Below are 25,510 nucleotides of genomic sequence, written 5' to 3' on the forward strand. Positions count from 1 at the left end.
TTGCCCGGGTTCCGGGCGCTTCTACAATTCGGGTCTCACGCGCATGCACACGCATACACGCGCACGCACACATGTGTGCACTATCAAGTTAACAGAGTTTTTGCCATGCCCCGCTCCGCATCGCCTGCCGCCCCCACCCTTGCACCGGGCCGCCGCATCCAGACCCGGCGCTCTGGCGTCCATGGCAAGGGCGTGTTTGCCGTGCAGGATATTGCGGAAGGCGAAGTCCTTGTGGAGTACACGGGCGAAGTGATTGGCTGGCAGGAAGCGCAGGACCGGCACCCACACGACCCCCTGCAACCCAACCACACGTTCTACTTTCATGTGGATGAAGACCACGTGATCGACGCAAAGTTCGGCGGCAATTCGTCGCGCTGGATCAACCACAGCTGCAACCCCAACTGCTACGCCGATGAGCGGGACGGCCGCATTTTTATCACCGCGCTGCGCAATATCAAGGCGGGCGAAGAGCTGAACTACGACTACGGCCTGATCATCGAAGAGCGCTACACCAAGAAGCTCAAGGCCGAATACCCCTGCTGGTGCGGCAGCAAGAACTGCCGGGGCACGCTGCTGGCGCCCAAGCGCGGCTGGGCACCACCGGTGCCGTTGCCACCATCCAAACCCTCTCCAACCAAGTCTTCCGCCAAAAAAGCCAAAGCCCCCAAAGCGCCTTCAACCACCAAGCCACGGGGCCGAAGCCAGTGAGCGCCGCCTCCCCCATCCGCTGGCCCGCCGAGGCCATCTGGGAAGCGGTGTCACCGCTGTTACCGGGCTTTACCGTCGAGGTGCTGCCCACCATCGACTCCACCAACACCGAGCTGATGCGCCGCGCGCGCAACGGCCAGTGCGAGCCCACGCTGCTGGTGGCCGAGCAGCAGACCGCCGGGCGCGGGCGGCTGGGGCGGGTGTGGCAAAGCGATGTGGGGGCTTCCCTCATGATGTCGCTGGGGCTGCCGCTGGCGCCGCAGGATTGGTCGGGTCTCTCGCTCGCTGTGGGGGTGAGCGTGGCTGAAAGCCTGCAGCCCGTGCTGCCCGCTCTGGGCGCCGACCAGCCCGCGCGTGTGGGGCTCAAGTGGCCCAACGACCTCTGGCTGGGCGGCGCGGCGGGTGACCGCAAGCTGGGCGGCATCCTGGTGGAGACCGCGAGTTTTGTGGCGCCCCAGGCGGCTTCTGCCGCAAAGGCCAGTGCCAGCACCGCACGGTATGTGGTGGTGGGCATCGGCATCAACGTGCTGCCGCGCAGCGCCGAGGGCATGAGCATGCCGCCCGGCAGCTTGCAGGACGTAGAGCCCGGCTTGGACGCCCCCACCGCGCTGCTGCGCATCGTGCCGCCACTGGTGGCCATGCTGCGCTCGTTTGAAGGCTACGGGTTTGGCCCCATGCAGCCCCGCTTTGCAGCCCGCGATGTGCTGCAGGGCCGGGCCGTGACGCTGAGCGACGGCCACACCGGCACGGCGCACGGCGTGGGGGACGATGGTGCGCTGCTGGTGCACACTGCGGGCGGCATGCAAGCCATCACGAGTTCCGAAATCAGCGTGCGGCCCACTGCGGTGCCTCCGGTGTGAAGAAGCTCCCTTTGTTGATCTCGATGTTCCTGAAAGGCCGCGCTCCATGCTCCGTCTTGCCGTGATCGCACTGCTGCTGGCCAACGCGGGCTACTACGCGTGGTCGCAAGGGCTGCTCAAGGACTGGGGCTTTGCCCCCGAGGAACAGGCAGAGCCGCAGCGCATGAACCAGCAGATCCGGCCCGAGACGCTGCAGATCCTGCGTGTGAACCCCAGTAAAACATCTTCCTCTTCCTCTTCCTCCTCCTCTTCTTCTTCGTCCTCCCCCCCACCCGCTCCCTCCACCCCCGGCACGGCCACCGCATCGGCCGACGTGGCGTCTTCCGCCGCTTCCTCCCCACCCCCTGCCGATACCGCCGAATGCCTGCAGGCCGGTGTATTTGACGAGCGCCAGGCCGACGCCCTGCGTACCGCCGCCGCCAACCTGCCACCGGGCAGCTGGCTGCTGGAGCCCACGCCCATCCCGGGCCGCTGGATGGTCTACATGGGCCGCTTTGAAGACCTGGAAACGCTGGACCGCAAACGCGCCGAACTGCGGGCCCGCAAGGTGGACCACGACCGGGCAGGCGGCACACTGGAGTACGGCCTCTCGCTCGGCCGTTTTTCGTCCAAAGAGGCCGCAGAGCGCGAACTGGCCAACCTGGGCAACAAGGGCGTGCGCACGGCCCGCGTGATCCAGGAGCGGCCCGAGTCCCCCGGCTTCACGCTGCGCCTGCCCGCCGTGACCGACGCACTGCGCCCGCAGTTCGACGCGCTGCGCAGCGCCATGGCGGGCAAGACGCTGCGCAACTGCGCGTGACCGCAGCAGCGGCGATGGCGGAGCCATCGCTTGCGCCGCCGGTTGTCACATCGGGACGGCGCGCGTCTCGCCGTGGCGCATGAGCCAGACCCGGTCCTGCGGCAGGCCGCGCTGCGCCAGTGCAGCGGCCACGTCGCGCGGAGGGTGGTCAAACGCCTCCTGCGTCAGCATGAACGTGCCCCAGTGCACGCCCATGGCCTGCTTGGCGTCCACATCCAGCATCAGCTGCACGGCGTCCTCGGGGTTCACGTGCATGGGTTTCATGAAATCGCGCGGCAGGTAGGCGCCGATGGGCAGGGCCAGGAAGTCCACGGCCCCCAGGCGCTGGCGGATGGCCTTGAAGTCGTCGCTGTAGCCCGTATCGCCCGGAAACAGAAAACGCCAGGGGTCCCCAGCGTCCGGGCGCGCCCATTCCAGCGCGTAGCCGCCCCACAGCGAGGCGTTGGTATCCCACGGGGTGCGGCGGCTCCAGTGCTGGGCGGGCGTGAAGTGCACCCGCAGACCCGGGGCGATGTCGGTGTGTTCCCACCAGTTCAGCTCGGTCACGGGGCCCATGCCGCGTTGGGTGAACCAACCTCCCAGGCCCAAGGGCACCACAAAACGCGGCGACTGGCCCGCGTCGCGCAGGCGGCGCAAGGTGCCGTAGCAGAGGTGGTCGTAGTGGTTGTGCGAGATCAGCACCACGTCGATGGGCGGCAGCTGCTCGGGGGTCAGCGGTGCCGGTACGCGGCGTGGTGCGCCAAAGCGGCCGAGTGGCCCGGCAAAGCCGCACAGTGTCGGGTCCATGAGCACGTTCAGGCCTGCCACCTGAAGCAGGATGGACACATGGCCCAGCCAGGTGACGACCGGTGCCTGCGGGCGCTGCGCCAGGCGCGCGTGGTCCACGGGCGCGCCCCACTGCCGGGCAAAGGCTTCATAACCCCCGGCGGGGTCCGAGCGGGGTTTGAAATCGCCGCGCAGCGAGCGCCACACCATCTCGTACCAGGGGAAATTGCCAATGACGACGCCGGGGTGGGTGTTGGCAAAACGGCGGGGTGATGGGGACATGGTGACAGCTTCGGGTCAAAGAGGTCGCATGATGCCGCAGCCCGGTGCGGGGCGGTGGGGTCTAGTGCATCGCCCCTGCGGCGTGCCGGTATTCGGGCAGTGCTGTTCAGCCGCCCGCCACTTCATCGCGCGCGGCAAAACGCACGCTGAAGCGCGCGCCCGGCGGCTGCTGGCCCGGGCGTGCGTCTTCCAGGGTGACCTCGGCATCGTGCTTGCGCGCAATCTCCAGCACGATCGGCAGGCCCAGACCGGAGCCGTCGGCCTCGCTGCCCAACGCACGGTAGAACGGCTGGAACACCAGCTCGCGCTCGGCCTCGGGCACGCCGGGGCCTGAGTCTTCGACCTGCAGCAGCAGCACATGGCCAAACGTATCGGCCAGCACGCGGGCGGTGACCACGCCCGGCTTGTCGGGCGTGGAAGGGGTGTAATTGAGGGCGTTGTCCACCAGGTTGCGCACCAGTTCCTTGAGCAGCGTGGGGTTGCCGTCGAGCATCACGCCGGACGAGCCCGGCTCTGCACCGTCGTAGCCCAGGTCGATGTGCCTTTCCAGGGCGCGGGGCACCGAGTCGCGCACCACCTCGATGGTGAGCCGGGCCAGGTCGCAGGGCTGGCGCGCAAAACCCACGCCGCTGCCCTCGGCGCGCGCCAGCGCCAGCAGCTGGTTGACGGTGTGTGTGGCGCGGATGCTGGAGCGGCCAATCTGCTGCAGCGAGCGCTTGAGTTCCTCGGTGCTGGTGCCCTCGCGCTGGGCCAGGTCGGCTTGCATGCGCAGGCCTGCCAGGGGCGTCTTGAGCTGGTGCGCTGCGTCGGCCAGAAAGCGCTTTTGCGTGGCCAGCGAGTCGTTCAGGCGCTGCAGCAGGTCGTTCACCGAGGCAACGAGGGGCGCCACTTCGAGCGGCACCGTGCGGTCGTCCAGCGGGGAGAGGTCGTCGGGGTTGCGCGCGCGGATGCGCTGCTCCAGCTGGTTGAGCGGCTGGATGCCCCGCGCCAGCGCCAGCCACACCAGCAACACGGCCAGCGGCAGGATCACGAACTGCGGGAGCATCACGCCCTTGATGATTTCGGTGGCCAGCACGCTGCGCTTTTCGCGCGTCTCGGCCACCTGCACCAGCGCCACGGGGGTATCTGGCAAGGGCAGGCGCACCCAGATGTAGGCGACGCGGATCTCAATGCCGCGCATTTCGCCGTCGCGCAGGCGCACCTCGCCGGACATGGGCACCTCGTCGGCGGGCGGCTCGGGCAGCTCGCGCTCGCCGGAGAGGAACTCCCCGCCGGGGCCCAGCACCTGGTAGTAGACGATGTCGGACTCATCGGCCCGCAGGATCTCGCTGGCAGGCTGGGGCAGGTTGAACTGCACCTTGTTGCCCGCCACGCCCACCAGCTGGGCAAGGGCGTGGGCGTTGTATTCGAGCGCCCGGTCAAACGGCTTGTTGGCCAGGCCCTGTGCCACCAGCCAGGTCAGCGCCAGGCTGACGGGCCACAGCAGCAGCAGCGGCGTGAGCATCCAGTCGAGGATTTCGCCGAACAGGGATCGCTGCTCTCGCTGGAATATTTTCAAGGCGTTCGCCGCGGTGGTTTTGAATGGAATTGGCCGCTAGCGCTTATCCATCAAGCGCAAGTAGCTATCATTTTTAAAGTATTCAATCGGCACGTCATGTCCGTCCACACCATGTGCAACTGACGCGGCCAACGCCAGTGCACCCGTGGAACTGGCTCCGCCAGGCCACCGGGTGCGTCCCCCTCCCGAAGGAGAGGGGGAAGGCGCGAAGCGACTCAGGGGGTGCTTCATATCAACCTGGAATCTTTTCCAAACAGTAGCCCAGGCCGCGCACGGTGGCGATGCGGATGGGGCCGCCTTCGATCTTCTTGCGCAGGCGGTGGATGTAGACCTCGATGGCGTTGTTGCTGACTTCTTCGCCCCACTCGCACAGGCGCTCCACCAGTTGTTCCTTGCTCACCAGGCGGCCCGCGCGCTGCAGCAGCACCTCCAAAAGGCCCAGCTCGCGCGCCGACAGCTCGATCATCTTGCCGTCGATGGTGGCCACGCGGCCGGCCTGGTCATACACCAGCGGGCCGTGTTTGATGGCGCTGCTGGTGCCGCCCATTCCCCGCCGCGTGAGGGCGCGCACGCGGGCTTCTAGCTCCTGCAGGCTGAAGGGCTTGGCCATGTAGTCGTCGGCGCCAAAGTCCAGGCCCTTCACACGCTCTTCCACGCTGTCAGCGGCGGTGAGGATGAGCACGGGCAAGGCGGAGCCTCGGCCGCGCAGCTTTTTGAGCACCTCCAGCCCGTGCATCTTGGGCAGGCCCAGGTCCAGGATGAGCAGGTCGAATTCGTTGTTGGTCAGGAGCGCTGCATCGGCCTCGGTGCCGCTGGCCACGTGGTCCACCACGGCTCCCGAGGCGCGCAGGGTGCGCAGCAGGCCATCGGCCAGCACCTGGTCGTCTTCGGCAATGAGAATGCGCATGCGTTGTCTCCTGGTGAGGTGGCGGCGGTCTGGTGCCGCGCCTGTGCTGTGATTTTAGGCGTCTGGCTCCCGCCTGGTCTTTGGTTTCGTGCAAGCTTGGGCGGGGACAATCACCGCCATGCACATCCTGCTCATTGAAGACGATCTGGACCTGGGACAAGCGCTGCTGCAGGCCCTGCAGCTGGACGGCTTCACGGTGCAATGGCTGCGTAGCGTGGCCGCCACGCCGCCCGTGCCCGACGCCAACGAGATTGCCGCCGTGCTGCTGGACCTGACCCTGCCCGATGGCCAGGGCATGGCGCTGCTGCGCCACTGGCGGCGCGCGGGGCTCGCGGTGCCCGTGATCGTCATCACTGCCCGCACGGCGCTGCAGGACCGGCTGGACGGCTTGGACGCCGGTGCGGACGACTATGTGCTCAAGCCCTTTCACGTGCCCGAGCTGCTGTCGCGCCTGCACGCGGTGCTGCGGCGCAGCGCCCGCCAGGCCTGCGAGGAATGGACACTGGGCCCACTGCGGATTGCGCCCCGGCGGCATGAGGCCTGGCAGGGCGACGCCCTGCTGGCCCTGTCGCCGCGCGAGTTCCGCCTGCTGGTGGAACTGGCCCGCGAGCCCGGCACCGTGGTCGCCAAGAACGTGCTCGCCCAGCGGCTCGAACCGCTGGGCGATGCGCTGGACGCCGCCACGCTGGAGGTGCATATCTCCAACCTGCGCAAGAAGATTGGCGCCCAGCGCGTGGTCACGGTGCGCGGCGTGGGCTACCGACTGCAGCCATGAAGTGGCCTGTCCTTGCACACGGCGCATGGAACCGCTGGTGGGGCCCCAGCCTCACGCGGCGCACCCTGCTGGCGCTGCTTGCAGCCATGGGGCTGGTGTGGCTGGTGCTGCTGGCGCAGATGGCCTACACCCACTACGAGACCATGGGCACAAACCCGGGCGTGCGCCAGCTGGCACAGGGGCTGGCAGTGCCGCTGGCCTCCATGCCCGACCCGGTGGAAGCCCGCGCGCTGGTGCGCGGCACGGCACAGACGTTCAACGCCATGCGCCTGGACGTGGAACTGCTGCAGGGCGAGAAAGTCGTGCTGCAGCTGCAGGACACGCACGGGCAGCTGTTTCATAGCAGCGCCGCCGACCTCCCCGCCGTTGCCCTGGCCGGCCCGTCCGGCCACGCCAAGTTGGTGATTGCAGGGCGCTCGCACTGGGCCGCGTGGGAAACCTCGGGCGCGTGGCGCGTGCTGGTGGCAGAGCCCCTGTTGTCCGACGCGCGCCTGCTCAGCTTCATGGGCGAAGACCTCGCGGCCTCGGTGCTGCTGGCGCTGCCCCTGGTGGGACTGCCGCTGTGGCTGGCCGTCCGCACGGGCCTGCGCCCACTGGCGCGGCTGGGTGCCCAGATCGCGGCGCGCTCTGCCCACGACCTGCGCCCCCTGCAGGACCTACCGCCCGAGCGCGAACTGCGCGGGCTGGCCCAGGCATTCGACCACTTGCTCAACCGACTGCGCGCCCATCTGGCACGTGAGAAGGCGCTGGTGCACGACGCGGCCCACGAGCTGCGCACGCCCATGGCGGTCATTGCCACCCAGGCCCACGTGCTTCTCCAGGCGCCCGAGGGCCCCGCGCGGGCGCGGGCCTCCGAGGCGCTGATGCACGCCGTTGAGCGCGCGGCCCACCTGAGCGAGCAATTGCTCACGCTGGCTGCGCTGGAGGAAGCCCCGCCCCCCAGCGCCGAACGGCAGGACCTGATGGCCTTGCTGCAGGACTGCCTGGCCCAGCGCATGCGCTGGGCGGATGAGATGGGCGTGGAGCTGTCGCTCGAAGGGCCCGACACCTGGGTGCTGGCCTTTGACCGCCAGCTGCTGTGGTCGGCGCTGGGCAATGTGCTGGACAACGCCCTCAAGCATGGCTGCGGGCCGGGGGCCGGACGCGCGGTGCAGTTGCGCGTGGGCGAGGAGGCAGGCGATGTGGTGATCTGGATTGCCGATGACGGCCCAGGCATCGAGGCCGGCGAGCAGGCACGGGTCTTCGAGCGGTTCTGGCGTTCGCCGCGCGCGCGCAGCAGCGGCTCCGGCCTGGGGCTCACCATCGCGCAGCAGGCCATGGGACACCTGGGCGGGCGGGTCACTGTCGGCACGGGCCTGCAGGGCCGGGGCGTGGGCTTCACGCTGCGCTGGCCAGCTGAGACCTTTGGGTAGGCCCAAGGTTCGCGTTCCAACAATCGGGCATCTTTTCTTTACGAGATGCCATGAACTTCCTGAATTTCCTTGCGGCGCGCGGCGCCATCCTTTCTCGTCGCCGCTGGCTGGCCGCAGCTGGCCTGGGCACCCTGGTGACAGCCTGTGGCGGCGGTAGCGATGATGGCGCTGACGCCTTGCTGGAGCGCCTGCAGTCGCAGGCCAGCAAGCTGGTGTCCCAAGGCGTTGTGGGTGCGGCCACCGGCTGGACGGATTCCACGCGCGCCCAGGTGGCGGTGGCCGGGCTGCGCAGGTTGGGCGGCACCGCCGCGCTGGAGCGCGGCGACCTGATGGCAATTGGCTCCAACACCAAGGCCATGACGGCGTGTGTGGCCGCCAGCGTGGTGGACCAGGGCCTGCTGCGCTGGGACAGCACGCTGGCGCAGACGCTGCCCGGATTGGCCCGCGAGGCCCTGCCCGCCTACCAGGGTGTCACGCTGCGGCAATTGCTGGACCACCGTGCGGGTGTGATGGCATTCAACAAACCGGAGGATGTGGCGATGTTCCTCGGCGAAGTGGGCACCGACGTGCTCACCCGACTGCAAGAGCCCGCCGAAGTGGAGGACTTCTTCCTGCAGTGGCTGCTGCGCCAGGCCCCTGTCCGGGGCACGGGGGCCGACCCGGATTTTGCGTACTCCAACGCTGGCTATGCGCTTGCGGCCCGCATGCTGCGCGCCGCCACGGGGCAGGACTGGGCAGACTTGCTGCGCCAGCGCGTGGCCCAGCCGCTGGGCATCTCCCTGTTCGTCGGCGAGCCTTTGCGAAGGGGTAGCGACCAGCCCGCAGGCCATGCACTGGAAGGTGGGCAACTACAGCCCCAAAGCTTGGCCGGGGCGCCCGAGCGCGCATGGCTGGAAATCCTGAACCCAGCCGGCGCCGTGAGCCTGACCGCGCGGGACGACGCCCTGTGGCTGCAATGGCACCTGCACGCCCTCAGGGGTGACGCCACGCCCCTGCCCCGCAGTTACCTGCAGGGGCTGCAAGAGCTGGCACGCGCTCCTGCAAACCGCTATGCGCTGGGGTGGATCACGCACGCCATGCAGGGCGCAGGCTGGCTGTTGCACACGGGCGAAACCGGCGGGTTTCAGGCGTTGTCGCTGGTGGCAATGGACGGGTCGCGCGCCGCCTTTGCGCACAGCAACATCGCCACCGAGGACAGCATCGCGCTGCTGTACGAAAGCGTTTCTGTACTGCTGGCCTGAGAAGCGTTTCTGAAAGCGGCTCGCCCCCGTCAGCGCGGATCGTGCGCGAGCAGCCTGCGCACCAGCGCCTGCAGGTCGGCCTGCAGCCGTGCCATGCCCTCGGGCACCTGCGCCAGCGTGCGCTCGTCCATATAGAGCTTGCGGTTGATCTCGACCTGGATGCTGTGGCGGTGCTGCGCAGGGTTGCCATAGCGGCGCACCAGCTCCACGCCTTTGTAGGGGTGGTTGTATTCCACGCTGTAGCCACACGCGCGCAGGTGATCGCAGATCAGTGCGGACAGCGCGGGGCTGGCCGTGGTGCCGTCGCGGTCGCCCACCACGAAATCGGCGTGCTTCAGCCCCGGAAACTCGGTGGCAAAGCGCCCGGCCACGGCGGGCATGGAATGGCAGTTGAGGTGGATGCTGTAGCCGTGGCGCGCATGGGCGGCATCGATGGCCTGGGCCACTGCCGCGTGGTAGGGGCGCCAGCATTGGTCGATGCGCGCACGCACTTCGGCCACGGTGAGCTGTCGGTGGTAGATGGGCTCACCCTCGTCGGTGAACTTCCAGATCAGGCCCTTGCCCAGGCGCACCTTGCTGAGCACCTTGGGGTCGGTGGAAATGGGGTCGGTCCATTCTCCGTCGATCAGGCTGGTATCCAGCTCGGTGGTGTCGCGGTTGGCATCCAGGTAGATGCGGGGGAAGTGGGCCTCGACCCAGGCCACGCCCAGCGCCGGGGCAAAGGCGTAGATTTTTTCGACGTGGGTGTCCTCTGCCCTGCGCAGGGTGGCCAAGGCGAGGGCGGAGCCAAAGTCGGCGGGGTACTGAGTGCCGCTGTGGGGAGAGTCAAGCACCAGCGGTGTACTGCCGGACACCGCAGTGACGGTGGCAGATGGTTGCGTGGCCTGCCCGGGTGAACCGGTGGCTCCCGGTTGGGCGTGCTGAAAGCGGTGGTGGATCAGTTTCAAGGCTGAATGCATAGGCAGAGTGTGCGCAAAATGGGGCGGCTGGCCTAGCCGTCCAGACCGGGCGAAGACCATGGTTATCCCTGTGACGGTCTTCCTCGGCTATGGCCGCCGGGCCCGCGGGCCCGGTGTGGGTTCAATCGAGCACCACCTTGGCGTAGGCGGCAACACCCTTCATTTTCTCGATCTCACGGGCGATCTGTGCGGTGAATTCCTTCGAGGTTGTACCGGAGGGGTACAGGCCCTGACCCGCCAGGCGCTCGCGCACGGCAGGTTCCTTGAGGGCCTGGGCCACGGCCTGCTGGATGCGGTCTATGGCCGCGGCGGGCGTCCCCGCCGGGGCCACCATGCCAAACCAGGAGGGCTCGTTGGCCTGTTTGTAGCCCACCGCAGCATAGGTGGGCACATCGGGCAGGACTTCCAGCCGCACCGGCCACGACACGGCCAGCGCCCTGAGCTTTCCAGCCTTGATGTGGGGCAGCGAGGAAGCCACCTGGTCAAAGTACACCCCCACCTGGCCAGCCAGCACGTCGTTGATGGCCGGACCCGCACCGCGGTAAGGGATGTGAACCATGGAGACACCTGCGCTGCGCTTGAACAGCTCGCCCCACATGTGTCCGATGGTGCCGTTGCCCGGAGTGGCATAAGCCACTTTGCCGGGGTTGGCCTTGAGATAGCTCACCAGCTCGGCCAGGTCTTTGACGGGCAGGACGGCCGGGTTGACCACCACCACGCCGGGCGCTTTCACGATCTCGGTCACGCCCACAAAGTCCTTGATCGGATCGTAAGGCAGCTTGCTGTACACGGCGGGGTTCACGCCGTGGGTGGACAGCGTGGCCACGCCCAGGGTCAAACCGTCCGCAGAGGCCCGCGCCACTTCAGCCATGCCGATGGAGCCGCCTGCGCCGCCCCGGTTTTCCAGCACCACGGGCTGCTTGAGGATGCGGGCCAGTGACTCCTGCAAGCTGCGGGCGGTGATGTCGGTAGCCCCGCCGGGGGGAAAGGGCACGATGATACGCAGAGGCCTGGCCTCTTGCGCCAAGGACATTCCAGGAACGAAAGATACAGCGGCCAGCGCTGAAAGCATGTGACGGCGTTGCATGGGTTCTTCTCCTATAAGGAGCCACAAGGTTAAGTGAGGCATACACAGCCGCCAAGCAATGGATACGCCTGATAACATTCCATTCTGGAATGATTAAATCCAACAACCATGTCCTCCCTTCGTCGGCTGTCGCCCCCTTTGCACCTATTGCGCGCGTTTTCCATGGTCACGCGGTTTGGCAGCGTCTCGCGCGCTGCCGAGGCCTTGCACCTCACGCAAAGCGCGGTCAGCAAGCAGGTCAAGGAGCTGGAGGGCTGGGTGGGCGTGGCATTGTTTGAGCGCAGCCGCAAGCGCTTGGCGCTGACGCCCGCGGGCGAACGCTACGAGAAAGCCGTGCGCGCGGTGCTGGCGCAGCTGGAGGCCGCCACCCTGGAGCTGATCACCAGCGACGACGGTGGCGGGGCGCTGCACCTGTCCAGTCTGCCCACGTTTGCGGCCAAGTGGCTCATCCCGCGCCTGCCGCAGTTCCAGCAGCTGCACCCGCAGGTCACTCTGCACTTCGTGCCCTACGTGCACAGCTACGACTTCGAGCGGCCCGAGCTGGACTGCTCCATCCTGTTCGGTGAAGGCCACTGGCCCGGCGCACACGCGCACTACATCACGGGCAACGAGGTGGCCTTGATCGCCCCGCGCACCCGCGTGGCCGACTGGACCATCGACACGCCAGGCGATGTGGCCCACCACACACTGATGCGCCACGTGACGGTGCCCGAGGCCTGGCTGCGCTGGAGCGAGACACACGGGGTGGAGGCCCTCATCGACCCGCTGGCCGGGCCGCAGTTCGACCAGTTCCAAACCATGATCCGCGCGGTGATGGCCGGCATGGGCCTGGCGCTGGTACCGCGCTGCTTGGTGCAGGATGAAATCACGGCGGGCCTGGTGCGCGAGCCCCTTGCCGACCATCCGCTGCGCGGCGGCTTCCGCAGCGACATGGGCTACTGGTTTTGTTACCCCGAGGGCCGCACGCAGCTGCAGGCGCTGCAGTGCTTTCGACAGTGGTTGCTGGCGTGTGAATCGCCCGGGGGTGAGACAGTGCTTTCGCCACCCACACCGGGTGCAGGGCCGATCGCGCTCGTTCCGCGGTGACGCCTTGCTGTGAACAGGCCGTCGTCAACATGGGTTGACGATAGAGCTATTCGTCAACTATAGTTGACGAATGCAAGCGCCACCCGCACTCCCCTCACCCGACAACCCCGAGGCCGCGCTGGCTGCCGTAGTCGCCTTGCGGCTGATGGCCGACCGGCTGGAAGCTGCCGCCGTGGCTGCGGCGCTGGAGCAAGGGTGGTCGTGGGCACAGATTGCCCAGGCCCTGGGCGTGAGCAAGCAGGCAGCGCACAAGCGCCTGTCACCCCACATGCCCCAGGCCCCACAGCGCCCCCGTTCTTGAGAAGGAGTTATCACCATGTTTCGCCAATTGCAGCACCGCTTCCAGAGCATGCGCACCCTGAGCCGCCTGTGCACCGGCGCCGAGGCACATGCCCGCGCAAGCGGCCAAGCCGCACCGGGGGCAGAGCATTTTTTGCTGGCCGCCATCGACCTTCCCGATGGGTCGGCCCGGCGTGCGCTGGAGAGCATGGGCGTCGCACCCGCCGCCGTGCGGGATGCGATCGAGCAGCAGTACCGCGATGCGCTACGCAGCGTGGGGCTGGATGCAACCCTGCCGCAGGCGCCAGCCCTCGCGCCACCGGCCCCGGGCCTCTACCGGGCACAGCCATCGGGCCAGGAGGTCATGCAGACGCTGGCGCGCTCCCGCAAGAGCCAGGGCGGCCCCCTTCTGGGCGCCCACGTGGTAGCAGCGGTGGCCACCATGCCGCACGGCGTGGCGGCACGCACGCTGCGTGCCATGGGCATTGACGCTGACCAGCTGGTGGCAGTGGCGCAGGCCCAGGTGTCAACGGCAACAGCAACCGCAACGGGTACAGCCGACTAGCCGGGTTCAGCGCATCAACATGCCCGCCCCATCGCCGCCCGCATAGGCTTCCAGCCCAATCGCTACCACAGTGGCCACGTCATGGCCCACTTCGGCCCGGAACTCGGCCTCCGCCTGCGCCACAGCATCGCGAAACGCCTGCAGCCAGGCCAACCCCGTGGACGTAAAACACACGCGGCGGGCGCGCGCGTCCAGCGGGTCGGCCTCGCGCGTGACCAGGCCCCAGGCCTCGCACTGGTCCACCAGGTTGGCCATGGCCTGCTTGGTCATGCCCGCGCGCTGGGCCAGGTCGGTCAGTCGGTCGCCCTGCAAGGCCAGGTGCCGGGTGATGTGCACATGCGCGGCCGTCACCTGGTCGCGCGCCGCCAGGTTGGACAGCGCCAGCGGCACCTCCACGTTGTGCGCCATGAGCTGCAGCACGCGCGCGTCAAAACGCCGCATGGCGTGGCCGAAGAGGCGACCCAGGTGGGTCTGGCGCCAGCCGTCTTCGACAGGGGATGGAAGGGGCGAATCAGGCATCACCGAATTGTCAGGCAAACTGACCAAATTATCCTTGAAGACCTTGCAACAGCTCGCATAAACTACTGTTCAAGCATCCAGCCTGTGATTAACCGCAGAGCGATGCAAGCATCCAACCTGTTGTTTTTCAAGGAGTTTCTCATGGACGTCGCAGTCAAAGGCACCAACCCCGCATTGCCCGTGAACACCGAAAAGGCCAAGGCCCTGGCCGCTGCGCTCGCCCAGATCGAGAAGCAGTTTGGCAAGGGCACGATCATGCGCCTGGGTGAAGGTGAGGTGATCGAGGACATCCAGGTTGTCTCCACCGGCTCGCTGGGCCTCGATATCGCGCTGGGCGTGGGCGGCCTGCCCCGTGGCCGTGTGGTCGAGATCTATGGCCCGGAATCGTCGGGCAAGACCACGCTCACGCTGCAGGTGATTGCCGAGATGCAGAAGCTGGGCGGTACCTGCGCGTTTGTGGATGCCGAACACGCGCTGGATGTGCAGTACGCCCAGAAGCTGGGTGTGCAGCTGTCCGACCTGCTGATCAGCCAGCCCGACACCGGCGAGCAGGCGCTGGAAATCGTGGACAGCCTGGTGCGCTCCGGCGCCGTGGACCTGATCGTGGTGGACTCGGTGGCTGCGCTCACGCCCAAGGCCGAAATCGAAGGCGAGATGGGCGACGCCCTGCCCGGTCTGCAAGCCCGCCTGATGAGCCAGGCGCTGCGCAAGCTCACCGCCACGATCAAGAAGACCAACTGCATGGTCATCTTCATCAACCAGATCCGCATGAAGATCGGCGTGATGTTCGGCTCGCCCGAAACCACCACCGGCGGTAACGCGCTCAAGTTCTATGCCTCCGTGCGCCTGGATATCCGCCGCACCGGCACCATCAAGAAGGGCGACGAAGCCATCGGCAACGAAACCAAGGTCAAGGTGGTCAAGAACAAGGTGAGCCCACCCTTCAAGACGGCCGAGTTCGACATCCTGTTCGGCGAGGGCATCAGCCGCGAGGGCGAAATCATCGACATGGGCGTGACCGCCAAGATCGTGGAAAAGAGCGGTGCCTGGTACGCCTACAACGGCGAAAAAATCGGCCAGGGCCGCGACAACGCGCGTGAGTTCCTGCGCGAGAACCCCGACCTCGCCCGCGAGATCGAGAACAAGGTGCGCGAAGGCCTGGGCATTGCGCTGCTGCCTGGCGCACTGCAGGCCCCTGCCGCCACTGCGGACGAGTGAACTCCGAAGTTTCAAGCAAAATTGGCTGCTAGCGCTTGATTGGCAAGCGCTAGCAGCTATCAAATTTGAAGCAAATAGATTCATGGGGTTCACCACGCTCTCGCTCAAGGGCCGGGCCCTGCGCCTGCTAAGCCAGCGGGAGCATTCCCGCAGCGAGCTGGCCGCCAAGCTGGCGCCCCATGCAGAGAGCCCCGAGGAGCTGGCCGCCCTGCTGGACCTGCTGGTGGAGCAGGACTGGCTGAGCGACCAGCGCGCGGCCCAATCCCTGGTGCACCGCCGTGGCCCCCGCCTGGGTGCAGCCCGCCTCGTTCGGGAACTGCGCAACCGGGGAGTGGCCGATGAGCTGGTGCGCGAGGCCACGGCCCCGCTGCTGACCACCGAGGTGCAGCGTGCCCGAGAGGTATGGCAGCGCAAGTTTGGCCAGGTGCCGCTGGACATGAAAGAACGCTCGCGCCAGGTCCGCTTCCTGATGGCACGCGGCTTCACGATGCATGCCATCCAGAAAGCCATTGGTGGCGATACGGACGGCGACACGAATGACGAGGACCCTGGCGGCGCCACCTGACCCAACCGGGCAGCGTCCACAGACCAGGCCCGGTCAGCGCTGTGTTGTCAACTCTGCAGAGGTACTGCTGGCTGAGGGTGCCGCAAGCACCTCGGGTGGCAAGGGTACCCACCGGGCATCCAGGCCATTGGGGTCCACCACATACACGATGGCCTGGCCCGAGCCTCGGTCGCTCAGGATGCCCGTGATCCATGGGGCATGTGCGGACACGCTGCCCGGCACAGGGTGCACGCTGTCCTGCGACACCACGCCCACCAGACGCTCCACCAACAGCACCACCGGGCGGCCCTGGCTCTTGACCACGACCGCCACGGCCCGCCGAGGGTCGGCCAATGCAGACAGGCCCGCAATGCGGCAGGCGTCATAGGCGGGCGCCATGCGGGTGCCGCCTTCGTGGGCAATCTCCAGCATGCCGGCCAGCTGCGCCGGGCCCGGCACCTGCACCAGGCGCGCGGCCGACATGGCCTGCTGCACGTGCATGCTGTCAATGGCCAGCAGCAGGGCGCCACAGGCCACCACACCATAGCGGCGCACATTGCCGCCCGCCCCCTGCACAGATGACTGCGGCAAGGCCAGGGCACCGCCGCTGACCACGGCAGGCTGCACGGGCATCAGCAATACGGAGTACACGGGTTCCCGGTATCCATCGTCGCGCTTGAATTCCCGGTATCCGGTGCTGACCGCCACACCCGCCAGATAGTCCCGCCCTTGCCAGTGCACGCGCTGCGCGGTGGCGGGCAGGACAGACGCAGTCGCCGCAGAGGAAGTTCTTGCGCCCTGCCCGGGCTGCCGCCCTGCGGCGGCGGGTGGCACTGCGGCCCGTGCGATATCTGCCACAAAAGGCAGCACAGGTTGGGCACCGCCCAGAGCGGCATCCGGGCCATCCTCGTCAGCGCTGGCCAGCACGCGTCCCTGCGCATCGGTGAAGAAGCCGCGCATGCCCTGGCCCTGCGGCAGTGCGTCGCGCAGCATGGCCTTCAGCTCGGTGGCGCAGTTGAAAGCCAGCGCGATGCCGCCCACCACCGGGCCGCCCGGCGCAGCGCGCAGCGCGGCGCAGTACACATAGGCGGGCAGCCCATCGGCCAGCGCCTGCGGCTGCATGGGCGACACGGCGTAGGCCTGCGAACCTTGCAAGGCCAGGGTGCGCCGGACCAGGTCGGCATCCAGCTGCAGGTCGGCGGGCAGCGTGGCGGCATCGCAGGACACGGCCACCACGCGCCCCTGGCGGTCAAACAGCGCCACGCGCCGGTACACCGTGTAGAGGCTGTTGAGGTGCGCGAGGATCTGTGCCGCGCGCTGTGCTGCAGCGGCTGATTGCCCGGGCACGCCCCGCGCCTGGATGTCACCCAGCGCATGGGCCAGTTCTTCGGACAGCGCCCACCAGCGGCAGTCGTTGGCACGTTCGTAGAGGTTGCGGTCCATGATGCGGACCGCCAGGCCGGCATGTGCCTTCATCTCGGCGCGGCGCCCTGCCAGCAGCAGTCCGCGCAGTTCCTGGATGGCACCGTCGAAGACGGCAATGGTGTCCTTGCCCGTGCGCCCGATCTGGTCAAACACGGCATGGATCGACGAGCCTGCACTCACCGCCGATTCGGCCACCTTGCCATTCCAGATCACGCGGGTAAGCCCTTCTTCGATGGCGCGGGCGCGTTCCACAATGGCGCGCAGCATGGGATCGTCCACCTCCATGCGCGCTGCCTCAGCCGTCGCCTGCGCGCCACCGCCCCCTGCAGACTCCTGCATACCTTGCTCGCCCTTGAACGCCGCATCCAGCCGCACCAGCGCCACCGCCCGCCAGGGCAGGCCTTGGTACCCCTGATAGCCCCGGGTGGTGCGCGCCTGCGCCAGGTAGTCGTGGCCCCGGTGGGTGCAGGGGCGGGCGTCAAGCGACTGCAGAGAGCCAGTGGCCAGGACCTCGCCCACCGAGAATTCAGCGGGCTTGCTGGACGCAATGACACGGTCACTGCCATCCACGAGCAGCAGCGCCACGCGGTCCTCGGGGTCGCGCAGGTCGGCAAAGATCGACTCCAGCTCGGAATGGAGTCCAAAGCGCAGCACCACGGCCCCGCAGGCGCGCCCCTGCGCCGATACAACGCGGTGCACATACAGCAGCAGATCGCCTTCGCCGGGATACCAGCCCGAGGCACCGTAGTGCTCGCCATAACCGGACCTGTCCATCGCACCCCGCCACCAGGAGGGCTCCTGCACAACCAAGGCCTCAGTCACCTGCCGGTCTTGCAGGCCCAGCAACGGATGGGCACAGGCATCCAGCAGCAGGATGTCGTCATAGACGGTGTATTTGGCGCGGTACTCTTGCAACCGCTGGCGCAGCAGCGTGGCGGCATCGGGGTCGCCTTGGACTGCCGCAGCCTCCACAAAAGCCACCAGCGGTCCATCGGTGGCGATGAAGCCGACATCGGCCGTGCGCTCGAAAAGGTTGCGCACCAGAATATCGATGGCCACCTGGGCGCGGGACGCCAGGTCGCCCATGCGGTTGCTCAGGTGGGTGGTGGCAATGTGCTCCACCATCTCCTGCGCCAGCGTGGCGAATGCGGTGCGCGTCTGGTCCAGGGTATGCAGGAAACCCGCCGCCTCGCCCGGGCACACGATGCGTGCAGTGGTGTCGATGACCTCCCAGCGAAGATCCAGGCGCTGCAACGCAGCTTCGAGCTTCTGCAGCGACCGCATCTGCGGCGCCACGATGTCATAAGACAGTGGAAAACCCATCAGCCCCCCCCAAACATACGGCGTGCGCCAGTGGGCCTGGCGTGGTCAGCGGTCTGGAATCAGCTTAAACGATTCCGCCAGGGAGGCCCATAGAAAAAACGCGCCAGGTCTGGCGCGTCGAAAACCTGCCGGGCAGACAGGAGGGTGGGGAAACCCGTAGCGGTTCAGAGACCGAGCATCAGCTGCAGGTTCTGCACTGCGGCGCCGCTGGCACCTTTGCCCAGGTTGTCCAGGCGCGCAATGACCACGGCCTGCCGGTATTGCTCGTTGGCAAACACGCGCAGCTCCAGCTTGTTGGTGTCGGTCAGCGTGTCGGCGGCGAGCTTCAAATCATCGGTGGGCGGCAGTACGCTGACCCACTGCTCGGGCGTGTTGGTGCGGCTGTAGTGACCGGCCAGCGCGTCGTGCAGGTCGCTGGCCTTGGGGGCTCCGGGCAGCAGGTCCAGGTGCAGGGGCAACTGCACCAGCATGCCCTGGCGGAAGTTGCCCACGGCGGGGATGAACACCGGGCGGCGTGTGAGGCCGGTGTAGCGCAGGATTTCGGGGATGTGCTTGTGCGTCAGGCCCAGGGCGTAGGCCTCATACGGCGCTGCAGTGCCTGCCTCGTACGCTTCGATCATGGTGCGGCCGCCGCCGGAATAGCCCGACACCGAAGGCAGGCTCAAAGGGTAGTCCGCAGGGATCAGGCCAGCGTCCACCAGCGGGCGCAGCATGGCAATCGCGCCCGTGGCGTAGCAGCCGGGGTTAGAGACACGGGTGGCGTCGCGCACCGCCTGCGCCTGCGATGCAGCGAGTTCTGGAAACCCGTACACCCAGCCATCGGCCGTGCGGTGGGCCGTGCTGGCGTCGATCACCTTGACCTTGCGGCCCGAGGTGCGCTCGATCTCGTCCACCATGGCCACGGTGTCGCGCGCTGCATCGTCGTGAAGACACAGCACCACCAGGTCCACCCCCGCGATCAGGTCGCTCTTGGCGACCGGGTCTTTGCGCAACTCGGGCGCAATGCTGACCAGCTCGATCTGCGGCATGGCCTGCAGGCGCTCGCGGATCTGCAGGCCCGTGGTACCGGCTTCGCCATCGATAAAGACTTTGGACATGGAGGTGCTCCTGCAAAAAGGCGGCAGCGGCTGCCGGAATAGAAAAGAGAAAAAGGGGGGATGGGAAGGCTACCAGCCCAGCCCAGGGTGTAAGTTAGGCACAAGGATGGTGCGTTGCAACATGATACAGTCGCGGGTTGCCATGTCCCAAGCCCGCGGCCAGACATCTGTTCATGGTAAACGGGTAACTACCACCCTTCCCTGAGAGAGACCTCATGAAGATTCACGAATACCAAGGCAAGGAAATCTTGCGCAATTTTGGTGTGCCCGTTCCGCGTGGCATTCCCGCATTCACGGTGCAAGAAGCCGTTGAAGCAGCCCAGAAGCTCGGCGGCCCCGTGTGGGTGGTCAAGGCCCAGATCCACGCCGGTGGCCGTGGCAAGGGCGGCGGCGTGAAGGTTGCCAAGACCATTGACGACGTGAAGGCACGCGCCAGCGACATCCTGGGCATGCAGCTGGTCACGCACCAGACGGGCGCTGAGGGCCAGAAGGTTCGCCGCCTGTACATCGAAGACGGTGCCGACATCAAGAACGAACTGTATGTGTCGCTGGTCACCGACCGCGCCACGCAAAAGGTCGCCCTGATCGCTTCGAGCGAAGGCGGCATGGACATCGAGGAAGTGGCCCACTCCACGCCCGAGAAGATCATCACCGAGATGATCGACCCGCTGACCGGCATCACCGAAGCGCAGAGCCGCAAAGTGGCAGCAGCCATCGGCCTGACCGGTGCTTCCATCGACCAGGCCGTGGACATCTTCGCCAAGATCTACAAGTGCTACATGGACACCGATGCGTCGCTGGTGGAAATCAACCCGCTGAACTGCGACTCCAAGGGCAACCTGATGGCCCTGGACGCGAAGTTCAACTTTGATGCCAACGCCCTGTTCCGCCACCCCGAAATCGTGGCCTTCCGCGATCTGGACGAAGAAGATCCGGCCGAAGTCGAAGCCTCCAAGTTCGACCTGGCCTACATCAGCCTCGATGGCAACATCGGCTGCCTGGTGAACGGCGCCGGCCTGGCCATGGCCACCATGGACACCATCAAGCTGTTCGGTGGCGAGCCCGCCAACTTCCTGGACGTGGGCGGCGGTGCCACCCCCGAGAAGGTGACTGAAGCCTTCAAGATCATGCTGAAGAACCCCAAGGTCGAAGGCATTCTGGTCAACATCTTCGGCGGCATCATGAAGTGCGACACCATCGCCACCGGCGTGATCACCGCTTGCAAGGCCGTGAACCTGAACGTGCCGCTGGTCGTGCGCATGAAGGGCACGAACGAAGAGCTGGGCAAGAAGATGCTGGCCGAGTCTGGCCTGCCCATCATCGCTGCAGACACCATGGCCGAAGCTGCGACCAAGATCGTTGCTGCCGTCAAGTAAGCCCGGAGAACACACATGTCGATCTACATCAACAAAGACACCAAGGTCATCACCCAGGGCATCACGGGCAAGACTGGCCAGTTCCACACCGAAAAGTGCCAGGAATACGCGAACGGCAAGAACTGCTTCGTGGCGGGCGTGAACCCCAAGAAGGCGGGCGAGTCGATCTTCAACATCCCGATCTACGCCTCCGTCAAGGAAGCCGCCCAGCAGACCGGTGCCACCGTGTCGGTGATCTATGTGCCTCCAGCAGGCGCTGCGGATGCCATCTGGGAAGCCGTCGAAGCCGACCTGGACATGGCCATCTGCATTACCGAAGGCATTCCGGTCAAGGACATGCTGATGGTGCGCAACAAGATGAAGGCCAAGGAAGCCGCTGGCGGCAAGAAGACGCTGCTGCTGGGCCCCAACTGCCCTGGCCTGATCACGCCTGACGAAATCAAGATCGGCATCATGCCCGGTCACATCCACCGCAAGGGCCGTATCGGCGTGGTGTCCCGCTCGGGCACGCTGACGTACGAAGCCGTGGCCATGCTGACCGAAGTCGGTCTGGGTCAATCGAGCGCCGTGGGCATTGGTGGAGACCCCATCAACGGCCTCAAGCACATCGACGTGATGAAGGCTTTCAACGACGATCCAGACACCGATGCCGTGATCATGATTGGCGAAATCGGCGGTCCTGACGAAGCCGAAGCCGCCCAGTGGTGCAAGGCCAACATGAAGAAGCCTATCGTGGGCTTCATCGCTGGCGTCACGGCCCCTCCCGGCAAGCGCATGGGCCACGCTGGCGCGCTGATCTCTGGCGGTGCCGACACGGCCGACGCCAAGCTGGCGATCATGGAAGAGTCGGGCTTCATCATCACCCGCAATCCTTCGGAACTGGGCAAGCTGCTCAAGGCCCAGCTGAAGTAAATCTCGCTGCGCCCGTCCGCGTCACTGCGGACACCTCGGGCTTGAGGGCTCGCAGAGGAAGGCGTACCCAAAAAAAGCGCCCGGAACCAAGGTTCCGGGCGCTTTTTGCATGGGAAGACCAAAGTGTGCCTGGGTGGCTCGTCGCATTCGGGTGACAAAAATGGCACACCCGATTCACGCATCCTGCCTGCCCCGACAAGAACCGCCATCGAATCCTCGATGAACCACCCGTCGCACGCGGTTAGGGGTCACACCAAGCCCCCTGGCGCCCCGGCTTAAATATTGCTTTGAACAGCTCTCAATACAGAGAGTGGAATATCAGCAAGTGGGACGAACAACCTCGGGGCGGTGGCTTGGCATGTGGCGTACCGATGGTTTGCGGGGCGCATTGGCTGCGGCGGTGCTGGTTGCACTGTGCGCAGCCACGGGTGTGTTCCAGTGGCTGGAGTACCGCGTGTATGACGCTGCGACCAGCATCCACACGCCAGGCCCCCTGCCTGAAATTGCCATCATCGGCATCGACGATGCCAGCCTTGAAAGCTTGGGCAACGGCCCCTGGTCACGGGATGTCTACGCCAAGCTGATCGATCAGCTTTCGGCGGCTGGCGCCAAGACTATCGTCCTGACCCCGTCTTTTGCCGAACCCCAGTCCGACCGTGGCCTTGCCTACCTTCGCAAAATGCGGGACACGATGGCGCGGGCGGGGGACACATCCCCGCTGGCGACGGAGTTGAGCCGCACCGTAGACGAGGCGGAGAAGGCTCTGGATTCTGACGCGCGCCTGGCAGCCAGCATCCAACGGGCCGGCAACGTATTCCTGGCTTCGCGCTACACCCTGGCGGGCGGTGCCCGCACGCCGCTGCCCGCCTATGCGCACCGCAGCGTTTTGCCGAACCCTGCGAGCTTTGCGATCCCCGCCGCATCGGCGCAAAACCCGGTCGCTGAGATCGGTTCGGTGGCGGCAGGCGTTGGTCATCTTTCGGTCGCCCTGGACGAAGATGGTCACCTTCGCGGCATTCCCCTTCTGCTGCGGTACGACGACGTCGGCGTGCCCTCCTTGGCCTTGCTTGCGGCGAGGCACAGTCTGCACCTGGGCCAAAACGAACTGCGGGTTCAGACGGAGCCTCAGGGCATTCGCATGGGGGGGCTGCACGTTGTGACCGACGGTTCGGCGGTGATGCACCCGCGATTTCACGCGGCGCCGGACGGTGCCTCCGCATTCCCTGTGGTGTCTTTTGCCCAGGTATCCAGCGGCAAGATTCCGCCGCAGGACTTCAAGGACAAAGTGGTACTGGTGGGTGAGACAAGCAACGCGCTGGTCACCCCATGGGTCCAGTCCAGCGCGCGCACGATGTATCCCGTGGAGATGCTGGCGCAAACGCTGTCGGCCATACGGCTGGGCCTCGAGGTGCAACGACCTGAGTGGGCATGGACGGTGTCCTGGGGCAGCGCACTAGGAGCATTGCTCTTTGTTGCGCTGGCCCTTCCGAGACTCTCTCGTCCAGCCGGGGGAGTGCTGGGCGCAGGGCTCCTGCTCCTGCTCGTCGCCACTGAGTGGGGCCTGCTGCGTTACGCAGGGCTCTGGATTCCTTTGGCGCCCGGCGTGCTGGCTTTGTTGGGAGGCATCACAGCCTTTGCCGTGCTGGGCAAGCTCAGCGCAAGAGGTACACCCCCATCAGCGGAAACCGCCGAAACTGATCGCATGATGGGGCTTGCGCTGCAGGGGCAGGGCCAATTGGACATGGCCTTCGAGCGCTTGCGCCGAGTGCCGCCCAGCGATGCCCTGATGGACAACCTGTACCACCTGGCTCAGGACTTTGAGCGCAAGCGCAACTTTGCCAAGGCCAAGTCCGTCTACAAACACATCCTGCAGCACAACAAGGGATACAAGGATGCCCATGCACGGTACAAGCGTGTGCGGGCGCACTTGCAGAAGGAAACTGGCGCCCCGTCCAGCACACCCGCATCGATTCCCCCCACCCCAGCGCCGCGCTTGCCAGGTGATGCCGCAACCGGCATACCGATGCTGGGCCGCTATCAGATAGACAGGGAGATTGGCAAAGGGGCGATGGGCGTGGTCTACCTGGGAAGAGACCCAAAGATTGGACGCGTGGTTGCCATCAAGACCCTGGCGCTCGGCGAAGAGTTCGAGGGCGACGCACTCATCGACGCCAGAGCCCGGTTCTTTCGCGAGGCAGAAACAGCGGGGCGCCTGCAGCACCCCTGCATCGTGACGATCTTTGATGCCGGCGAGGAACACGATCTGGCCTACATCGCCATGGAGTTCCTCAAAGGCGCAGACCTGGCGCGGGCCTGCCATGCTGGGCATCTTCTACCGGTGGCCACGGTGCTTTCCATCGGAGCGCGCGTTGCCGAGGCGCTGGACTACGCCCACGCGCACAACGTGGTGCACCGCGACATCAAGCCTGCCAACATCATGTTCGACGCCGCCACGGATGCCGTGAAGGTGACGGATTTTGGCATTGCACGCATCACGGATTCCAGCAAAACACGCACAGGACTGGTTCTGGGAACCCCGAGTTTCATGTCACCGGAACAACTCGCAGGCAAGAAGGTAGATGGCCGGTCAGACCTCTACTCATTGGGTGTCACGTTGTTTCAGCTGCTGACGGGCTCGCTGCCGCTGCGCGGGGAGTCGATGACGGAGCTGATGCACAAAATCGCCAACACGGAGGCGCCCGACATTCGGCAGCTGCGCCCCGAGCTATCCCCCGCCGTGGCGCGCGTGGTGGCCCAGGCCCTTCAGAAACGCCCGGAGGCCCGGTACCAGACGGGCCGGCAATTTGCCGCCGACCTGCGGCAGGCGGGCGTGGCAGCCGGACAGGCGGGATCGCCGGAGCCGGGAGCAGTCGTCTATGATGCGGACCGCGATGCAACAGGGCATGAAATGGCGGATTTTCAGAGAACCGTGATGGAGCAACCCGCTGGGCGGGGCGCGGCATCCCCTCCGATTTCAGGCGCCCGATGACGCTCGCCCCAACATCCATGACCTACGAATTTTTCGCACGCACCGACAAAGGCCGCGTGCGCACCAACAACGAAGATGCGGTGGCGGTCGACCGGGATGCTCAGGTCGCCATCCTCGCCGATGGCATGGGCGGATACAACGCTGGTGAAGTGGCAAGCGGCATGGCCACCACGTTCATCCGCACCGAGATGGCCCGCTGGTTGGGGCAGGCCGGCAGCACTCCCCAATCGACCGACGTGCGGCGAGCCCTGGAGATCTGCGTCGAGAACGCCAACCATGCCATTCTGGGTGCCTCGCTTTCCAACCCCCAATATGCGGGAATGGGCACCACCCTGGTGGTCGGGGTTTTCCACGGCAGCCGCCTCATCCTCGGACATATTGGCGACTCCCGCTGCTATCGCCTGCGCGATGGCACCCTGCAGCAGATCACACGTGACCACTCCTGGCTCCAGGAACAGGTTGATGCCGGCCTGCTTACAGCGCAGCAAGCCGCGCTGTCGTCCAACCGCAATCTCGTTACCCGTGCGCTGGGCGTAGAGCCCAATGTCATGATGGAAGTCAACGAGTTTCAGGTGGCCCCCAATGACTTGTTCCTAATGTGCTCAGACGGCCTCACGGACATGGTCGCTGACTCAGACTTGGCGGAGCTGGTGCGAACACCGCTGCCTTTGGAGGAAAAAGCCACATTGCTCATCGACACTGCCAATGCGAACGGTGGGCGTGATAACGTCAGCGTACTGCTGGTGCAAGCGGCTGCGGGGGGCAAGAAACGCGGCCTTATGTCCCGATTGCTAGGGGCCGCGTAAGTGGCGCCGACTACAACA

General features: G+C 66.3%; 23 protein-coding genes. 15 read left to right on the forward strand and 8 right to left on the reverse strand.

Going from position 1 to position 25,510, the window contains the following annotated elements; translation table 11 throughout:
* The first annotated feature begins 105 nt into the window (after positions 1 to 105).
* Genes ACT89O_RS23505 through ACT89O_RS23515 form a run of 3 tightly spaced genes read left to right on the forward strand, consistent with a single transcriptional unit; the run spans position 106 to position 2,367 of the window.
* On the forward strand, positions 106 to 708 hold the full coding sequence (locus tag ACT89O_RS23505; protein ID WP_121508207.1) for an SET domain-containing protein: 603 nt from the start codon (positions 106 to 108) through the stop codon (positions 706 to 708).
* Entirely contained in the window at positions 705 to 1,568 is an 864-nt protein-coding gene (locus ACT89O_RS23510; RefSeq protein ID WP_487261347.1) for a biotin--[acetyl-CoA-carboxylase] ligase, read from the forward strand. Before ACT89O_RS23505 ends, ACT89O_RS23510 begins: the two co-directional genes overlap by 4 nt.
* A 46-nt stretch (positions 1,569 to 1,614) precedes the next feature.
* Positions 1,615 to 2,367 carry an SPOR domain-containing protein gene (locus ACT89O_RS23515; RefSeq protein WP_487261348.1) on the forward strand — a complete coding sequence of 251 codons (753 nt, stop codon included), beginning with the start codon at positions 1,615 to 1,617 and terminating at the stop codon, positions 2,365 to 2,367.
* A 45-nt stretch (positions 2,368 to 2,412) separates the two neighbouring features.
* On the opposite strand, the gene ACT89O_RS23520 is transcribed toward ACT89O_RS23515, so the two are convergent.
* From ACT89O_RS23520 to ACT89O_RS23530, 3 genes are all read right to left on the reverse strand, one after another.
* Complete coding sequence (locus ACT89O_RS23520) at positions 2,413 to 3,414, reverse strand: MBL fold metallo-hydrolase (protein WP_487261349.1); 1,002 nt, start codon at positions 3,412 to 3,414, stop codon at positions 2,413 to 2,415.
* A 106-nt stretch (positions 3,415 to 3,520) separates the two neighbouring features.
* On the reverse strand, positions 3,521 to 4,972 hold the full coding sequence (locus ACT89O_RS23525) for a sensor histidine kinase N-terminal domain-containing protein (RefSeq protein ID WP_487261350.1): 1,452 nt from the start codon (positions 4,970 to 4,972) through the stop codon (positions 3,521 to 3,523).
* Positions 4,973 to 5,204: 232 nt separating this feature from the next.
* On the reverse strand, positions 5,205 to 5,879 hold the full coding sequence (locus ACT89O_RS23530; protein WP_055394601.1) for a response regulator: 675 nt from the start codon (positions 5,877 to 5,879) through the stop codon (positions 5,205 to 5,207).
* Positions 5,880 to 5,997: 118 nt separating this feature from the next.
* Between ACT89O_RS23530 and ACT89O_RS23535 the strand changes: the two genes are divergently transcribed.
* Genes ACT89O_RS23535 through ACT89O_RS23545 form a run of 3 tightly spaced genes read left to right on the forward strand, consistent with a single transcriptional unit; the run spans position 5,998 to position 9,307 of the window.
* Positions 5,998 to 6,654, forward strand: a complete 657-nt coding sequence (locus ACT89O_RS23535; RefSeq protein ID WP_487261351.1) for a response regulator — start codon at positions 5,998 to 6,000, stop codon at positions 6,652 to 6,654.
* Positions 6,651 to 8,066, forward strand: a complete 1,416-nt coding sequence (locus tag ACT89O_RS23540) for a sensor histidine kinase (RefSeq protein ID WP_487261352.1) — start codon at positions 6,651 to 6,653, stop codon at positions 8,064 to 8,066. Before ACT89O_RS23535 ends, ACT89O_RS23540 begins: the two co-directional genes overlap by 4 nt.
* 50 nt (positions 8,067 to 8,116) lie before the next feature.
* A complete protein-coding gene (locus tag ACT89O_RS23545; RefSeq protein ID WP_436131447.1) occupies positions 8,117 to 9,307 on the forward strand; it encodes a serine hydrolase domain-containing protein in 1,191 nt (396 codons plus the stop codon).
* A 29-nt stretch (positions 9,308 to 9,336) separates the two neighbouring features.
* Here ACT89O_RS23545 and ACT89O_RS23550 read toward each other — a convergent pair whose 3' ends face one another.
* Both ACT89O_RS23550 and ACT89O_RS23555 read right to left on the reverse strand, forming a co-directional pair.
* Complete coding sequence (locus ACT89O_RS23550) at positions 9,337 to 10,266, reverse strand: N-formylglutamate amidohydrolase (RefSeq protein WP_487261353.1); 930 nt, start codon at positions 10,264 to 10,266, stop codon at positions 9,337 to 9,339.
* Positions 10,267 to 10,387: 121 nt separating this feature from the next.
* The gene (locus ACT89O_RS23555) at positions 10,388 to 11,353 is read right to left on the reverse strand and encodes a Bug family tripartite tricarboxylate transporter substrate binding protein (protein WP_228897203.1); all 966 of its coding nucleotides are present in this window, start codon (positions 11,351 to 11,353) and stop codon (positions 10,388 to 10,390) included.
* Positions 11,354 to 11,461: 108 nt separating this feature from the next.
* On the opposite strand from ACT89O_RS23555, the gene ACT89O_RS23560 reads away from it, so the two are divergent.
* From ACT89O_RS23560 to ACT89O_RS23570, 3 genes are all read left to right on the forward strand, one after another.
* Positions 11,462 to 12,439 carry a LysR substrate-binding domain-containing protein gene (locus ACT89O_RS23560; protein ID WP_218300865.1) on the forward strand — a complete coding sequence of 326 codons (978 nt, stop codon included), beginning with the start codon at positions 11,462 to 11,464 and terminating at the stop codon, positions 12,437 to 12,439.
* Positions 12,440 to 12,509: 70 nt separating this feature from the next.
* Entirely contained in the window at positions 12,510 to 12,740 is a 231-nt protein-coding gene (locus tag ACT89O_RS23565) for a helix-turn-helix domain-containing protein (protein ID WP_121421570.1), read from the forward strand.
* A gap of 15 nt (positions 12,741 to 12,755) precedes the next feature.
* On the forward strand, positions 12,756 to 13,283 hold the full coding sequence (locus ACT89O_RS23570; protein ID WP_218300864.1) for a Clp protease N-terminal domain-containing protein: 528 nt from the start codon (positions 12,756 to 12,758) through the stop codon (positions 13,281 to 13,283).
* 6 nt (positions 13,284 to 13,289) lie between these two features.
* Here the strand turns inward: ACT89O_RS23570 and ACT89O_RS23575 are convergent, their stop codons facing one another.
* Positions 13,290 to 13,802 carry a MarR family winged helix-turn-helix transcriptional regulator gene (locus tag ACT89O_RS23575; RefSeq protein ID WP_218300863.1) on the reverse strand — a complete coding sequence of 171 codons (513 nt, stop codon included), beginning with the start codon at positions 13,800 to 13,802 and terminating at the stop codon, positions 13,290 to 13,292.
* 141 nt (positions 13,803 to 13,943) lie between these two features.
* Here ACT89O_RS23575 and recA point away from each other — a divergent pair, with 141 nt between their 5' ends.
* Positions 13,944 to 15,020: a recombinase RecA gene (gene recA, locus ACT89O_RS23580; RefSeq protein WP_121422935.1), complete on the forward strand. Its 1,077-nt coding sequence runs from the start codon at positions 13,944 to 13,946 to the stop codon at positions 15,018 to 15,020.
* Positions 15,021 to 15,102: 82 nt separating this feature from the next.
* Positions 15,103 to 15,585 carry a recombination regulator RecX gene (recX, locus tag ACT89O_RS23585; protein ID WP_487261354.1) on the forward strand — a complete coding sequence of 161 codons (483 nt, stop codon included), beginning with the start codon at positions 15,103 to 15,105 and terminating at the stop codon, positions 15,583 to 15,585.
* A gap of 33 nt (positions 15,586 to 15,618) precedes the next feature.
* Here recX and ACT89O_RS23590 read toward each other — a convergent pair whose 3' ends face one another.
* Positions 15,619 to 18,312, reverse strand: a complete 2,694-nt coding sequence (locus ACT89O_RS23590; protein WP_487261355.1) for a chemotaxis protein CheW — start codon at positions 18,310 to 18,312, stop codon at positions 15,619 to 15,621.
* Between the two features lie 164 nt (positions 18,313 to 18,476).
* A complete protein-coding gene (argC, locus tag ACT89O_RS23595) occupies positions 18,477 to 19,409 on the reverse strand; it encodes an N-acetyl-gamma-glutamyl-phosphate reductase (RefSeq protein WP_487261356.1) in 933 nt (310 codons plus the stop codon).
* Between the two features lie 215 nt (positions 19,410 to 19,624).
* On the opposite strand from argC, the gene sucC reads away from it, so the two are divergent.
* The 4 genes from sucC (at position 19,625) to ACT89O_RS23615 (ending at position 25,492) form a co-directional block, all read left to right on the forward strand.
* The gene (gene sucC / locus ACT89O_RS23600) at positions 19,625 to 20,785 is read left to right on the forward strand and encodes an ADP-forming succinate--CoA ligase subunit beta (RefSeq protein WP_056056610.1); all 1,161 of its coding nucleotides are present in this window, start codon (positions 19,625 to 19,627) and stop codon (positions 20,783 to 20,785) included.
* Between the two features lie 15 nt (positions 20,786 to 20,800).
* Entirely contained in the window at positions 20,801 to 21,697 is an 897-nt protein-coding gene (gene sucD / locus ACT89O_RS23605; RefSeq protein WP_056056609.1) for a succinate--CoA ligase subunit alpha, read from the forward strand.
* A 358-nt stretch (positions 21,698 to 22,055) separates the two neighbouring features.
* Positions 22,056 to 24,686 carry a CHASE2 domain-containing serine/threonine-protein kinase gene (locus ACT89O_RS23610; protein ID WP_487261357.1) on the forward strand — a complete coding sequence of 877 codons (2,631 nt, stop codon included), beginning with the start codon at positions 22,056 to 22,058 and terminating at the stop codon, positions 24,684 to 24,686.
* Between the two features lie 17 nt (positions 24,687 to 24,703).
* Positions 24,704 to 25,492, forward strand: a complete 789-nt coding sequence (locus ACT89O_RS23615) for a Stp1/IreP family PP2C-type Ser/Thr phosphatase (RefSeq protein ID WP_121421578.1) — start codon at positions 24,704 to 24,706, stop codon at positions 25,490 to 25,492.
* The last annotated feature ends 18 nt before the right edge of the window (positions 25,493 to 25,510 follow it).

Source organism: Acidovorax sp. NN32, from assembly GCF_057597245.1.

What these genes read in the sequence shown, in the direction of transcription:
- ACT89O_RS23505 (WP_121508207.1), top strand. Translation starts at nt 106, where the DNA reads ATGCCCCGCTCCGCATCGCCTGCCGCCCCCACCCTTGCACCGGGCCGC.
- ACT89O_RS23515 (WP_487261348.1), top strand. Translation starts at nt 1,615, where the DNA reads ATGCTCCGTCTTGCCGTGATCGCACTGCTGCTGGCCAACGCGGGCTAC.
- ACT89O_RS23520 (WP_487261349.1), bottom strand. Translation starts at nt 3,414, where the DNA reads ATGTCCCCATCACCCCGCCGTTTTGCCAACACCCACCCCGGCGTCGTC.
- ACT89O_RS23530 (WP_055394601.1), bottom strand. Translation starts at nt 5,879, where the DNA reads ATGCGCATTCTCATTGCCGAAGACGACCAGGTGCTGGCCGATGGCCTG.
- ACT89O_RS23535 (WP_487261351.1), top strand. Translation starts at nt 5,998, where the DNA reads ATGCACATCCTGCTCATTGAAGACGATCTGGACCTGGGACAAGCGCTG.
- ACT89O_RS23540 (WP_487261352.1), top strand. Translation starts at nt 6,651, where the DNA reads ATGAAGTGGCCTGTCCTTGCACACGGCGCATGGAACCGCTGGTGGGGC.
- ACT89O_RS23545 (WP_436131447.1), top strand. Translation starts at nt 8,117, where the DNA reads ATGAACTTCCTGAATTTCCTTGCGGCGCGCGGCGCCATCCTTTCTCGT.
- ACT89O_RS23550 (WP_487261353.1), bottom strand. Translation starts at nt 10,266, where the DNA reads ATGCATTCAGCCTTGAAACTGATCCACCACCGCTTTCAGCACGCCCAA.
- ACT89O_RS23555 (WP_228897203.1), bottom strand. Translation starts at nt 11,353, where the DNA reads ATGCAACGCCGTCACATGCTTTCAGCGCTGGCCGCTGTATCTTTCGTT.
- ACT89O_RS23560 (WP_218300865.1), top strand. Translation starts at nt 11,462, where the DNA reads ATGTCCTCCCTTCGTCGGCTGTCGCCCCCTTTGCACCTATTGCGCGCG.
- ACT89O_RS23565 (WP_121421570.1), top strand. Translation starts at nt 12,510, where the DNA reads ATGCAAGCGCCACCCGCACTCCCCTCACCCGACAACCCCGAGGCCGCG.
- ACT89O_RS23570 (WP_218300864.1), top strand. Translation starts at nt 12,756, where the DNA reads ATGTTTCGCCAATTGCAGCACCGCTTCCAGAGCATGCGCACCCTGAGC.
- ACT89O_RS23575 (WP_218300863.1), bottom strand. Translation starts at nt 13,802, where the DNA reads ATGCCTGATTCGCCCCTTCCATCCCCTGTCGAAGACGGCTGGCGCCAG.
- recA (WP_121422935.1), top strand. Translation starts at nt 13,944, where the DNA reads ATGGACGTCGCAGTCAAAGGCACCAACCCCGCATTGCCCGTGAACACC.
- recX (WP_487261354.1), top strand. Translation starts at nt 15,103, where the DNA reads ATGGGGTTCACCACGCTCTCGCTCAAGGGCCGGGCCCTGCGCCTGCTA.
- ACT89O_RS23590 (WP_487261355.1), bottom strand. Translation starts at nt 18,312, where the DNA reads ATGGGTTTTCCACTGTCTTATGACATCGTGGCGCCGCAGATGCGGTCG.
- argC (WP_487261356.1), bottom strand. Translation starts at nt 19,409, where the DNA reads ATGTCCAAAGTCTTTATCGATGGCGAAGCCGGTACCACGGGCCTGCAG.
- sucC (WP_056056610.1), top strand. Translation starts at nt 19,625, where the DNA reads ATGAAGATTCACGAATACCAAGGCAAGGAAATCTTGCGCAATTTTGGT.
- sucD (WP_056056609.1), top strand. Translation starts at nt 20,801, where the DNA reads ATGTCGATCTACATCAACAAAGACACCAAGGTCATCACCCAGGGCATC.
- ACT89O_RS23610 (WP_487261357.1), top strand. Translation starts at nt 22,056, where the DNA reads ATGTGGCGTACCGATGGTTTGCGGGGCGCATTGGCTGCGGCGGTGCTG.
- ACT89O_RS23615 (WP_121421578.1), top strand. Translation starts at nt 24,704, where the DNA reads ATGACCTACGAATTTTTCGCACGCACCGACAAAGGCCGCGTGCGCACC.